A 12716-nucleotide genomic window follows, 5' to 3' on the forward strand; every position below is an offset into this window, starting at 1 on the left:
TTTCAAAGGTAAAAAAAACGTTCAAGACTTATGTGAATTGAACGTATCGCTCATTGAATCTTAAGAATTACAGGGATCAGTTGCGGAACAAAGGTTCTCTAAAGAAAGCGGAAGCCCATTGTATGCAGCCCACACTAAAGCACATTTCCAAGAATACGGATCAAAGTAATTTTGCACAGAATCGACATCAATCCCATAAGAGCGAAAGTATTGAGGGTAATTACGGCGCACCCACACAGACAAACAGACCCTCTCAAAATTACAGTTGTATGCCCATTTCGTTACTCGCTCATCAGTTAATGCCGTAAGGATCTCTCTTGGCACTGTATCTCCGCAAGCAAGGTCGTATACCTCGACAGGACCTCCGTTGACAGAGACACCAAATAGTAGAATGTCAAAATCTGGTGATGAGGCGTATTTATAAACCCCACATTTTCCAAGATCGATACTGCTCCGTGTTTCAAGATCGATTGAAAGTGTTTTTATTTCAGCCATGAAAAGGTCCTCCCTGTTAATACTTTGCTTATCGTCTGATGAGCTACATCAAACATGAGACCAAGTTCTCTGGTTGTGATACCGCACCAGGCACCAAATCGAATCGCTTGTACATCATCTTCAGTTAATTTTTTCCATGCACGCCCAGAATGCAGAACATCTAGTACGTTCTCGGTTTGTGTATCGTATCTCAGATTCTCGAGTCTATTGTCGGTGGCATCGCCATTATTGTGGCATACGACTTTTCCGAGAGGCGGAAGCCCAACAAACGCTAACATCACTAGCTGGTGAACGAGATATGTTTTTCGCGGGTTATGAAGAACTACCGAAAGATGTCCACCTTTATCACGTACTCCAGGGGACAAGAGTTGCTCTTTTGTTTGAAAGGTTATCGGGCCACTCTGATTTGCACTATGAATAATCCTACTTAGGCTCTTCACATTACCGAGATTACTCGCCTGGTATTTTCCCTCGTATCCGGGGATGTCTTTCCATATTTCCTTTTCCATATCAAATCCTCATTAAAAAAGGGCGGCAGATAAACCGTCGCCCTTGATACAGTTATTTACGGAGTAAACGTTTGTTTAACAGATATTTCACTAGCTCAACCAGATTACCGGCGATGATGCCGAGCACGCTTCCGATAACAAATCCGAAGGCAAACTTCATGAACCAGATTTCATCAGGTGTCAGTCCGCATTCCATCTATCCGTACCTCCATATCGTTTACCTCTGAACTTCCTGATTGCTGTAGCCACCAGATGGGCTAGTCCCGCACCAAGTGCAAAGAACGAAATGAACACAATATACAGTCCGGCAACCTGCCAGAGTTCCATAGAATTATTCATTTTTTTCACCTCATTGTCTTAAAGGCGGCAGGCATGCCCACCGCCCGAATTGTCAGAAATTACCGGATTAACCTAAGAAATCTTCATCGTCTTCGTCATCAAGATCTGCGAAGTCATCCTCGGCACGACTGTGGCCGCCAAGAGGAGTACCATCAGCGAGTTTCTGCAGATTGTTGAGACCGCAGGCGATACCCTTGTTGCCGTTGGAGTTATAGGCGTAAAAGTTGATGGACGCTCTGCCGACGATACCAGAGTAAAGCTCGGAGGTATCGATGATGTCCTGTCGATCTGCGTCAACCACACCAGGCTTGGTGGTGCTGTTGGCGTTCACAAAGTAGGAGTTGGCATAGGCTGCATCGCCTTTACGATCCTTGTCACCGTCGCGAAGCGGAGTCTTAATAGCATCAAGATCCGGAACGAACTTGGAGTTGCCCTTGAGCTTGGACTGACCTTCATCATAGGCAGCCTTGATGGCGGCCTTGATCTTGTTTACGGTCACGGTGTCGGACTTCGGAATGATCAGCGAAACGCTGTACTTCGGAGTGCCGCCGCCCATAGGAACCTTAGGCTCGTTAACGTTAAGATAAGAGAAGATGGTCTTAGGACCGGTAATTACTTTAGTAGGACTTTTTGTCATCTTAGTTTTCCTCTATAAAATCAGATTTAGCAGTGTTGAATTCAGGACGGGGATCCGTGTCTGAAACAAGCACAGGTTTACCAACGGGCTTTATAACAAGCCCACTCAACAGTTCTTCGAACTTCTTTTTGCCTAACTGCCTGGTCATCGATGTGATTCCCAGGAGCTTTTTCTCAAACGGATCGTACCCGGCATTCTGTACAACCTTTGCCACCTCATTTTCGTCGGTGTATTTGCGAATACTTCTCCCTTCCACAACCTTGAAGTGCGGATAGCGGACACCGGAAAGAGCCTGTTCCAAAGCGTATGCCTTGATGTCATCCGCCCAGGAGACCAGAGAGTCCACCTGTGGCAGAATTGCCGCAATTTCATCGGTATTCAGACTTGGAGCCTCAATGAAGTCATACTTTGCCAGCTCCAGACTGTATGCCGCACGGGCTCTGCAGGTAGCCTTCAGCTTGCAGAACTGACAGTGGTCACCGGCATGGAACTCACCCTTACCGGCAGATGCCAGTTCAGCCGTTGGCTTTAAAACCTCATCCGCCCATTTCAGCAGTTCCTCTGTGGATAACTCGAAGGTGTCCACATTGCCGCGTCTTGGCTGATAGATGCTGAGTTTGATTCTTCTGATGTCGTAAAGAGCACCGAAGGTATCAAGAGCACCAAGGGCATAGCATTTAAGCTGGCTGTTCCCGGTACCGTCTTCTCCGGATGCCGTTACAAGAACACCGACACCGTATTTCAAGTCGATGATGTGCAGCAGATCATCAGCCACAATCACGCAGTCTCCGGTTCCGAATCCATCCTTTACCCACTTGGAGAAGTCGAGTCTCTGCTCAACGCATACCAGCGGATCTGAACAGTGTTCCTTCGCGGCTGCAACCTGTTCCATGACAAAGCTGCAGTAGCCATCGGCAGCCTCCTGCATTTCAGCGTCATAGAAGGAAAGGTTCGGAGTCGGATCACTTGCATCGCGTCCAAGAGCCTTAGTCACCAGATACTCACAGAGTTCGTGAGCGTCTGTTCCCTGCTGTGCATACGGGCTAGACTGATCTTCAAGTTCAGCGCAGAGCTTTGCACTTGGGGGACAGGCTAACCAGCGGTGACTGGCTGACGCTGACAGATAAGCGTGTTTAGCCATTACCCAGTACCTCCGCTTCAGCTACCAGCTCGGCAAATACAGCAGGATCGGTGATGTCGGATAACTGCTTTACTCCATGAGAGGTGAGCAGTGCCTTAACCTCGGCTCTGAAACCGGATCTGGCCTTGTCGGAGAGAATGCCTCGTACTTCCTCGAAGGTGTAAACCTTGGCCGGAGTTTCCTCGGCAGCGGGAGCCGGAGTTTCGGGTTCAGCCTGAACTTCAGCTGTCTTTTTAGACGTAAATTTTCCCAAAATTCCTACTAAAATTCCCACCCAAAAAAATTAATGAATTCATTGTCACATAAGCGTTTGTGAAGATCAATTTATTCTTTACTCCCCCCGAAAATTGACATATAATTTTAGTAGAATTCCTACTAAAGGAATTTGAGGTGTCAGTAAGGGGATCAGGGTATGCCAATTTACCGGAATATTGTTGTTGACATTCCATCTAAAAGCTATATCGAGAAAAAGGATCAAAGTGTATTTGTAAAGGACAGGAACGAATATGATCCTGCTGTGAAATATAATCGGGTAAGCCATGTAATTATCGGCAGGGCAATTGACAAGACAAGGATGTACCCCAACCATAATTTCCGCATGAGATATCCTGAAGCTTTTCAGCAGGCGGCGGGAGAACCGCAGCTGAAATCCATAAAGAGGATGGGGATGTATGCCGTTGTCCTGGCTCTTCTGGAAAAGAACTCCATGTACCGGTGCCTGCACGAAACCATGGGAATTGAGTCGGCAAACCTGATTCTTGATTTTTGCATGTATTCCATACTCCATCATTCAGCTGTTTCCGATCACTTCAGAACAGCCATGTCTGAACAGCTGCTGTTCTCCCGCAATCTCAAATCCGGAAAGGATTTATCTTCGTTTTTTAATCAGGATGAGAATATTGAAAGGCTGGAAAGGTTCAAGACAGAATGGGCAGGAGCCTGCAAAAAACGCGGGATAAAGAATGTCTGGCTGGCAATTGACGGCTCAAATAACGATTGCGCCGCAGATGCCGATATTGCTGAGCGGGGGTACGCAAAATCCAAAAAGGATGTTCCGGTCGTTAGTTATCTTTATGCTGTTGACAGCAGTGACGGAACCCCGATAAGCTTTGATGTTTACCGGGGCAGCCGAGTTGACAGCAAAGCCGTTATGAAAATGATCGGATGGCTGAAAGCATATGAGATGAATGTCAAAGGGGTGGTGGTTGACCGGGGTTTTGCAACCAAAGATGTTCTTGAGATGCTTGACAGCAATGAACTTCAATATGTTGCCATGCTCAAGGGAGATACAAACGCTCATAAGACAATGCTTGCCGAATATGCATCCAAAATCAGCAGGCAATTCGAGTTCATGCTGGACAGATATGATAACAGCGGAAAAACAGACAATGTCAGAGTCTTCAGCAGTAATGACAATGTTTACTATGGGATATCATCAGAGGATAAGGTTAAGCTGTTTAAGCAGCATAAGTATAAGGCTTATGTTTCCCTGATTTTTGACGGACAGAACGGTGAGGAGCGCCAGCAGAACTGGTTTAAAAAGGTCTCTAATGCTGCGGTGGATTTGCAGAACAGACTGAATTCAGGAGAAGATGCCAAAGTTCCGAAGGAATTTGAAAAAAGCATGGAAATCCAGCAAAATGAAGGCAGGAAAACAGTCCTGATAAATATGGAAAAAGTACAGATCTGCGGCGATCAAAAAGGATTCAGTTCTCTTGCAACTTCCGAAAAGATGAGCGCCGGAAGAGCCAATGAAATTTACACCATGCGAAGCTCTGTTGAAGCTGATTTTGCGATAGTTAAAACTCAGCTTGGTTACGGCAAGACCGGAGTACACAGTGAAACAGGGATAAAAACCAAGATTTCCATTGGTTTCATCGCCTCTGTGATTCGAAATGAACTGCTGAAAGCTGCAAAAAAGGCGGGACTTCCTACCAATAAAATAGCAAAGGAAATCAACTACATTACGATGGGGCTCAATCAAAGCGACCGGTATTTTGTCTCTCATACCGAAAGTAAGAAACAAAAAGAGTTCCTTAAGGAATGCGGTGTTCTCCCTGCAGATCTGGATCGTATAGCCGAGGCTGAAAATAAGAGAATTTCCAGTAAAGAACCGAACCCGTTCCACAAATTCCCTAAAGCTAACACAAAGGAAAAAAAGTCAAAGAGCGGACAGTCAAAAGCTGACAATTCCTCCGTCAGCGGGACAACATCTGTTACTGCTGACAAAGAGGAATAAGCCCACAATTTTGACAAGCTAAAAAGGACTTTTGCTTCTGGTCTGGATTGAGGGTTTTAGTAGGATTTTTGGGAAAATTTACGTTTAGAAGTGGTTTCCGTGCCTGAAAGCAGTTCAGCTATTTCAGCGGCATCCGCGCTCAGCCTGCGGAATCCATCGATAAGAACAGTAATGTCTTTCTTTTTCATGGGATTGACCTCATAAGTTTGTTTCAATTTCAGCGGGGCGGTTTTTAAGTGCCCTCACTACCTAATGCCCAGAACCGGATTGCTTTTACAAAAAATTTTTAACTTTTTTTTCAGCAGCGGTTTTCTGCGCCTTCACTACCTAATGCCCAGAACCGAGAGGCTTTTACAAAAAATTTTTAACTTTTTTTTCAGCATCGGTTTTCTGTGCTTTCACTACCTAATGCCCAGAACCGAGAGGCTTTTACAAAAAATTTTTAACTTTTTTTTCAGCATCGGTTTTCTGCGCCTTCACTGCCTAATGCCCAAAACCCGGTGGTTTTTACAAACATCTTTTTATGCCTGGAAATAGAGGAAGAAGACTGTCGGAAATTTTTTAAAGATTTTTTGTAAAAGCGGGGTACTTCTGGGCATTAGAGATTGAGAGGGCGGAAAAGCCACCCTCGAGGATTTTTTTTAATGACTATCAGGAGAACTTGAATGTACGCAGTTAAAGAAAAACAGGCGTGTATAAACGGGGTCTTGTTTAAGACCTTTGAACGTAAGACAACCGGACTTCGCATTGAGGCGGGAACCACAGGATTTAAGGGAGGAAAAGAACGTCGCAGAGGGGGCAGAGCCTATGTTTCGCTTGAAAGCCTTGGCGGTGATTTCTGCTTTCTTCCGGTAATCAACGAAAAGAAAAAGGTGGTCGGCTTTGAAATTGCCGCCAGCGGTGATGATGGGGTTGAGGCAGTCAGGAAGGCTCTCAACTTTGCCTGTGATGCCATCCATGATCAGTGTCTTATGGTTAATGACTAAGGAGAATTTTGACTGATGAAATATGCTTTTTCTAACAGCCGGAAGACCGTGAAATGGACTAACGGCGAAATTTCGTGGGATAAGCTGGGAGAACTTCTCAGGAACACCAAAAGAACGCCAGAAACTATTGAGGCCTATCGCAAGATGACTAAAGCTCAGCAGGCTGACATCAAGGATGTCGGTGGCTTTGTCGGCGGTCATCTGAAAAAGGGAATACGCAAGAAAGGCTGTGTTCTGTGCCGTTCTATGCTGGTTCTAGATCTTGACTATTGCGGTCCGCAGGTGTGGGAGAACATTCTAAGCAAGCTACCTTACAGATGTTTCTGCTATTCCACTCATAAGCACACCCCGGAGCATCCGAGACTGCGCCTTATTATCGTATTTACCCGTGAGGTATCGGAGGAGGAATATCCGGCCATAGCCAGAATGGTGGCAAAGGAAATCGGCATTGATATGTTCGACGACAGCACCTATGAAGCCAACCGCCTTATGTACTGGCCGTCAACCTCCATCAACGGCGAATACTTCTTCAGAGAGAAGGACGGTACCGACCTCGATCCCGATGAGTATCTTGCAAAATACGATGACTGGCATGATACATCAACATGGCCGGTGTCTTCCAGGGAGGGTGCCATAAAAGATCACGGCAAAAGTCAGCAGGCTGATCCGTTTACAAAGACCGGTCTCATCGGTGCTTTCTGCCGCGCCTATCCCATCTCAGTGCTCATTCCGGAACTGATGTCTGACATCTATGCTGAGACTGCAGAGCCCAACCGCTACTCATACATTCCAGCAGACAGCGCAGCAGGTGCTGTTGCCTACGATGACAAGTTCCTTTATTCGCATCACACCTCAGATCCGGCATGCCGGCAGCAGCTGAATTCTTTTGATCTGTACCGGGTACATAAATTCAGAGAACTCGATTTGGATGTACCTGATGACACTCAGGCAAATCAGCTCCCGTCCTATAGGGCAATGATGGAGTTTGCCAATACCTGTCCACGGGTTAAGCGTCTGCTGCTGGAGGAACGGCAGGCAGAGGCCAGAACTGATTTTGCCTCTGATCCATCTCAGGATGATGCCGGTGATGACAGATGGCAGGAAAAACTCAAGTACATGGCCCGCAGCAAACTCCTTGAGAACAGCGTTTATAACCTTGCTCTCATTATGACCAACGATAAACGTCTGGCGAATTTCGGCTTTAACGAGATGGCAAATGCCGTTCAGGTTACCGGTAAACTGCCGTGGAGTCGTCCTGACAATATGAAGTTCTGGCGCGATGCCGATACGGCACATCTTAAAGCCTGGCTTGATATCAACTACCTGCCGTTTTCCAGCCGGAATCATGATGTGGTCTTTACCGGCATTGCGGATAATCGCAGATTCCATCCGGTACGCAACTATCTGGACAGCCTTGACCCCTGGGATAAAAAGCCCCGGCTGGAAACTTTCTTTATCGAGAGATTTATGGCTGATGACACGCGGTATGTAAGGCTTGTTTCCCGAAAAACCTTCGTGGCGGCGGTTGCCCGCATTTACCGGCCAGGCACCAAGTTTGACCACATTCTAACGCTGGATGGCATTCAGGGGATCGGCAAAAGCACCGTCTGGAAGGTAATGGCAGGCATTGAATACTTCTCAGATGCTCTCTCTCTTACCGACATGGAAGATAAAGCCGGAGCAGAGAAACTGCAGGGATTCTGGATTGTTGAAATCGGTGAGCTTGCCGGAATGAAAAGGGCTGAAATCGAACGTGTGAAATCGTTCATTACCACCACCGATGATAAGTACCGTCCGAGTTACGGCAGAGTGGTCGAAAGTCATCCGAGACAATGCATCATGGTGGCCACGGTTAACGGCGAAAACGGCTATCTGCGAGATATCACGGGTAACCGCAGGTTCTGGGTGGTGAAATGCCGGCAGACTGAACAGAAGGTCAGATGGGAAATAACACCGGAACTTCGAGATCAGATCTGGGCGGAAGCCAAATACTACCACGAGCAGGGTGAGGATTTAAACCTTCCTGATGACGTTCTGCAGGATGCCGAGGAGGCGCAAATCGGTGCCATGGAGGTTGATGAACGTCAGGGCATGGTTGAGCAGTATCTGGCAAAACCTCTGCCGACAAACTGGGCAACCATGGATTTGTACCAGCGACGCAGTTACCTCGATGGCGATGAGCTTACCGCGAATACGGTAACTGAGCCGAGAAAGACTGTCAGCAACGCTGAAATCTGGTGTGAATGTTTTGGTAAAAACCTGGCAGACATGAAGCCTTCCGACTCTTTCGCGATAGCGGCTCTGATGATGCAGATCGATGGCTGGAAACGTTCCGGTCGCAGAGTGTCACAGCCTCTCTACGGCAGACAGAGGGTTTATGAGTTTGCAGGTTAATGCCTGTTAGATGGAACGGACAGGACAATCTCTACCTATTAATTAGTTGAGATTATAGGTATAAAAGGATCATAGGCATTAATACACACGTATATAGCTCTAATGAAACCTATGTCCTTTTTGAGCCACTGTCCACGGTTAGATTACTTAATGGTACGGACAGGACAACTTCTACCCATTAATTATTTGAAGTTGAAGGTATAAGAGGATCACGGGCATTAATACACGTATATAGAGTATTAATGGCTACCGAGTCCAGATTGAGCCACTGTCCATTTCAGGAAGGATGAGATGGAAAACAATCTTAATGAATCAGAACTCAGTGAAGCCTATCTGGCTAAATGTCTGAGACGCTTAAAGGAATGGGGAGCACCGCTGGAGGACTGGCGTTGCGTTGATTTAATCGATATGTGCGAAGGCGATGATGAGGACACACCTCCTACTTTTGCGAAGTGCGATCTCTGCGACTGCCATAAAGTCCGGTTTGTTCACGTAATGGATCATCCGCTTTACTTCGAGGAGGTTCGCGTCGGCTGTATCTGTGCTGGCATTATGGAGGGAGATGTTCTTGCGGCAAAGGAACGTGAACGACTGATGAAGAATCGCAGTCAGCGCAGAAAGAATTTTGTTGCCGGAAAATGGAAAGAGGCAACCCCCCGAAAAGCTCTCCGCCTCTACACCAGAACGCACAAAGGACAAAAATTATGGATCTCTGTTTACCCTGGAAACAGGTACTACGTAAGGTGTGATGAGAAAACAACCTCTAGGTACAAAGGCCAGCCTATAGATAATTTTTATTCTGCCGTCTATGCAGCATTCGATTTGGCAGATCCGATGGAGGACATTCTGTGAACGAGAAATTTATCGAGCAGAAACTGGCAACTGCCGTGAAGACCAAAGGTGGCATAGCACCGAAGTTCGTGTCTCCCTCCTTTGCGGGAATGCCTGACAGGCTGATCCTGATGCCGCATGGTGTATGTGCCTTTGCTGAACTCAAAGCTCCCGGCATGCATCCGAGAGCACTGCAGGTGGCACGGCATGAGATGTTAAGGCGATTAGGTTTCAGGGTGTATGTGATTGACGGAATTGAACAGATAGGAGGAATACTTGATGAACTTGCCGGATAGAACCAGTCTTCACGACTACCAGAAGTTCAGCGTGAACTTTATCGAGGAGCATCCGTGTGCAGCCATTCTCTTAGACTGCGGCATGGGCAAGAGCGTTATTTCCCTCACTGCAATAGCTGACCTTCTGTTTGACTCTTTTGAGGTTCACAGGATTCTGATAATTGCCCCCTTAAGAGTCGCACGGGACTCATGGCCTTTGGAGCTTTCCAAATGGGAGCACCTCAAACACCTCACTTTTTCAGTGGCTGTTGGAACTCTGGCAGAACGCAAAGCGGCTCTTGCCAGGAATGCCGACATCACCATCATCAACCGTGAGAACGTGGAATGGCTGGTTGAGAACAATGACTTTGACTACGACATGGTGGTTATTGATGAGCTGTCATCCTTCAAGAATCATAGTGCCAAACGCTTTAAGGCCCTACAGAAGGTACGTCCTAAGGTGAAGCGTATTGTAGGTCTTACCGGCACTCCATCATCAAACGGTCTGATGGATCTGTGGTCTGAGTTCAGACTGCTGGACATGGGAGAACGCCTGGGAAAGTTCATCACGAGATACAGAGAGGCTTTCTTTATGCCAGACAAGAGGAACGGTCAGCAGGTGTTTTCCTACAAACCGAGACCTTATGCCGAGGAGGAAATCTACCGCCGCATTTCAGATATCACCATCTCCATGAAGTGTACTGACCATCTGAAGATGCCGGAGCTTATTAGCTCACAGTATGAGGTGATGTTATCCCCGGATGAGCATAAGCAGTACGAAAGTCTTAAGACTGAGCTGGTACTGACTGTATCTGACGGGGAGATTACCGCAGCTAATGCCGCAGCACTAACCAATAAGCTGAGTCAGCTTGCCAACGGTGCAATTTACGATGACGAGAAAAATATCATCGAGATCCACAGCAGAAAACTTGATGCCCTGGAGGACATCATCGAATCAGCCAACGGCAATCCCATCTTAGTGGCTTACTGGTTTAAGCACGACCTTGAGAGGATCAGAAAGAGGTTTGATGTCCGGGAGATTAAGACCTCAAAAGACATCACTGACTGGAATGCCGGAAAGATCCCGGTGGCTTTAATTCACCCGGCGTCAGCGGGGCACGGCTTAAACCTTCAGTCCGGTGGTTCGACTTTGGTGTGGTTCGGTCTTACCTGGTCGCTGGAGCTGTATCAGCAGACCAATGCGAGACTCTGGCGACAGGGACAGACGGCGGGAACCGTGGTGATCCAGCACATCATTGCCAAAGGAACCATTGATGAGCGAGTGCTTAAGGCATTGTCGAAAAAGGAATTAACTCAGAACGCATTGATTGATGCGGTTAAAGCGGAGGTGTAAATGAACGCAAAGGAATTTTTATCAAGAGGCATCAATCTGGAACGCAGGGTTGAAACCATCACGGATCAGATTGAGCACTACAAGAGTATAGTGAACAAGTGTACCGTAACTTATTCGGATTCTCCGAAGAGCACGACTTCGAGCTACCGTCTTGAGGACTGCACCCAGAAGATTATGGATCTGCAGTCAGAACTCTGTGAGGCAGTGGCTGATCTTGTTGACGTTACCTGCGACATTGCCAGAACCATTAGTAAGGTTGAGAACTACGACTATGAAGATCTGCTGGTGAAACGGTACGTCCTTGGTGAGCCGTGGGAGAAAATCGCAGAGGAAATGAACTACTCTGAACAGCACATTCACCGCCTTCACGGCGAAGCACTGAAAAAAATTTCAGACGTGAGAGTAAATGTGATGGAATGAGAGTTTACTCTTAGGTTATTATTATAATCGGAAGTAATGAAATAAAACTATCAAGGCTCTGAGGTATCCCACCTCGGAGCTTTTTCATTTGAGGCTCTGCCACCATTTTGGTTGCAGGGCTTTTTTATTGGAAAAACGAAATGCCAAGAAGACCGAAACGACCGTGTTCCTTCCCGGGATGCCCGAAACTTACTGACGGAAGGTTCTGTGAGGAACACGCCAAAGCTGAAGCAAGACGCTACGAGAAGTATCAGCGTGATCCGGAGGCAAGAAAACGCTACGGAAAGGCATGGACAGTCATTCGAAAAGCCTACGCTGCCGAGCATCCTTTCTGCGAGGTCTGCCTTTCGCAGGGAAGATATACACCAACCGAGGCAGTCCACCACATTAAACCGCTCTCCCAGGGCGGAACCCACGATATAAGCAACCTCAAGGCTGTATGTAAAGCCTGTCATGCCCGAATTCACGGTGAAATCGGCGACAGATGGAGCAGAAAAGTAAAGGATTACGACCACAAATAGCGATGTTAATCCCGATTTTAGGCCCCCAGGGGCGGTCAAAATCGCTGAAATTTTAATCAAAAAGCTTCGGCCCCTTGCCTCCACGCAGAAAAACGCAGTTTCAAAAACGGTAATAACCCCGGACAGTTTTCATTCAGCCATTGAGTTGCCTGCATTCCGACTACTTTCCGCTCAGTAATTTTTTCAAACAATAAGGATTTTGTATTAGGTCTAAAGTCAGCACTTTAGGCCTTCTTAAATTTCCATGGCATTGCCTGCTCAAGAATAGTATTTCTTCTTTCATCAGACAGCGATTCATCTTTCAGTTCGTCTCTGTGAATACCCATATATCTGAACAGAAATTCAAGGTAATCTTCCAGGTCAACTCCATGGATTTTGCAGGTTTCGTGAAATGATGAAAACACAGCCGTAGACTTAGCTCCCTCAATAGAGCCAAATCCGCTGGGCATTGAATGTCTCAGCACTGCAAAGTCACGAATAGCTCTCTCGGCGGCCGAGTTATCCAGAGGAATAGAGCCGTCCTCCAGAATTCTGGTGAATTTTTCCCACTGATTGTGAGAGTACTTGACCGCTTT

Annotated in this window: 15 protein-coding genes; 8 read left to right on the top strand and 7 right to left on the bottom strand. The window is 46.9% G+C overall.

What is annotated here, in order from left to right; genetic code table 11:
* Positions 1-60: 60 nt before the first annotated feature.
* From F557_RS0103160 to F557_RS18620, 5 genes are all read right to left on the bottom strand, one after another.
* Positions 61-495 carry a hypothetical protein gene (locus F557_RS0103160; protein WP_019000808.1) on the bottom strand — a complete coding sequence of 145 codons (435 nt, stop codon included), beginning with the start codon at positions 493-495 and terminating at the stop codon, positions 61-63.
* Positions 483-1004, bottom strand: coding sequence for an NUMOD4 motif-containing HNH endonuclease (locus F557_RS0103165; protein ID WP_019000809.1), 522 nt, complete (start codon positions 1002-1004; stop codon positions 483-485). Before F557_RS0103165 ends, F557_RS0103160 begins: the two co-directional genes overlap by 13 nt.
* Before the next feature lie 406 nt (positions 1005-1410).
* Positions 1411-1980, bottom strand: a complete 570-nt coding sequence (locus F557_RS0103180; RefSeq protein ID WP_019000812.1) for a DUF2815 family protein — start codon at positions 1978-1980, stop codon at positions 1411-1413.
* Position 1981: 1 nt separating this feature from the next.
* Positions 1982-3121 carry a DUF2800 domain-containing protein gene (locus F557_RS0103185; RefSeq protein ID WP_019000813.1) on the bottom strand — a complete coding sequence of 380 codons (1140 nt, stop codon included), beginning with the start codon at positions 3119-3121 and terminating at the stop codon, positions 1982-1984.
* Positions 3114-3374, bottom strand: coding sequence for a hypothetical protein (locus F557_RS18620; RefSeq protein WP_019000814.1), 261 nt, complete (start codon positions 3372-3374; stop codon positions 3114-3116). The genes F557_RS0103185 and F557_RS18620 overlap by 8 nt, the downstream gene beginning before the upstream one ends.
* 159 nt (positions 3375-3533) lie before the next feature.
* On the opposite strand from F557_RS18620, the gene F557_RS0103195 reads away from it, so the two are divergent.
* The gene (locus F557_RS0103195; RefSeq protein ID WP_019000815.1) at positions 3534-5360 is read left to right on the top strand and encodes an IS1634 family transposase; all 1827 of its coding nucleotides are present in this window, start codon (positions 3534-3536) and stop codon (positions 5358-5360) included.
* Between the two features lie 56 nt (positions 5361-5416).
* Here the strand turns inward: F557_RS0103195 and F557_RS23455 are convergent, their stop codons facing one another.
* Positions 5417-5548 carry a hypothetical protein gene (locus F557_RS23455; protein WP_019000816.1) on the bottom strand — a complete coding sequence of 44 codons (132 nt, stop codon included), beginning with the start codon at positions 5546-5548 and terminating at the stop codon, positions 5417-5419.
* Positions 5549-6025: 477 nt separating this feature from the next.
* Here F557_RS23455 and F557_RS0103205 point away from each other — a divergent pair, with 477 nt between their 5' ends.
* The 7 genes from F557_RS0103205 to F557_RS0103235 all read left to right on the top strand — a co-directional run bounded on the left by F557_RS0103205 (position 6026) and on the right by F557_RS0103235 (position 12141).
* A complete protein-coding gene (locus tag F557_RS0103205; RefSeq protein WP_019000817.1) occupies positions 6026-6346 on the top strand; it encodes a hypothetical protein in 321 nt (106 codons plus the stop codon).
* 15 nt (positions 6347-6361) lie between these two features.
* Positions 6362-8740 (top strand): virulence-associated E family protein, encoded by a 2379-nt coding sequence (locus tag F557_RS0103210; protein WP_019000818.1) that lies wholly within the window; start codon positions 6362-6364, stop codon positions 8738-8740.
* 291 nt (positions 8741-9031) lie between these two features.
* The gene (locus F557_RS0103215) at positions 9032-9592 is read left to right on the top strand and encodes a hypothetical protein (protein ID WP_019000819.1); all 561 of its coding nucleotides are present in this window, start codon (positions 9032-9034) and stop codon (positions 9590-9592) included.
* Positions 9589-9867 carry a VRR-NUC domain-containing protein gene (locus tag F557_RS0103220; protein WP_019000820.1) on the top strand — a complete coding sequence of 93 codons (279 nt, stop codon included), beginning with the start codon at positions 9589-9591 and terminating at the stop codon, positions 9865-9867. The genes F557_RS0103215 and F557_RS0103220 overlap by 4 nt, the downstream gene beginning before the upstream one ends.
* The gene (locus F557_RS0103225; RefSeq protein WP_019000821.1) at positions 9851-11200 is read left to right on the top strand and encodes a DEAD/DEAH box helicase; all 1350 of its coding nucleotides are present in this window, start codon (positions 9851-9853) and stop codon (positions 11198-11200) included. The genes F557_RS0103220 and F557_RS0103225 overlap by 17 nt, the downstream gene beginning before the upstream one ends.
* Positions 11201-11620: a hypothetical protein gene (locus tag F557_RS0103230; RefSeq protein WP_019000822.1), complete on the top strand. Its 420-nt coding sequence runs from the start codon at positions 11201-11203 to the stop codon at positions 11618-11620.
* 140 nt (positions 11621-11760) lie between these two features.
* Positions 11761-12141 (top strand): HNH endonuclease signature motif containing protein, encoded by a 381-nt coding sequence (locus tag F557_RS0103235; RefSeq protein ID WP_019000823.1) that lies wholly within the window; start codon positions 11761-11763, stop codon positions 12139-12141.
* A 224-nt stretch (positions 12142-12365) separates the two neighbouring features.
* Here F557_RS0103235 and F557_RS18625 read toward each other — a convergent pair.
* On the bottom strand, positions 12366-12716 hold a 351-nt coding region (locus tag F557_RS18625), incomplete at its 5' end, for an IS66 family transposase (protein WP_019000824.1).

This window comes from Succinimonas amylolytica DSM 2873, from assembly GCF_000378405.1.
In the GTDB taxonomy this organism is placed as follows: domain Bacteria; phylum Pseudomonadota; class Gammaproteobacteria; order Enterobacterales; family Succinivibrionaceae; genus Succinimonas; species Succinimonas amylolytica.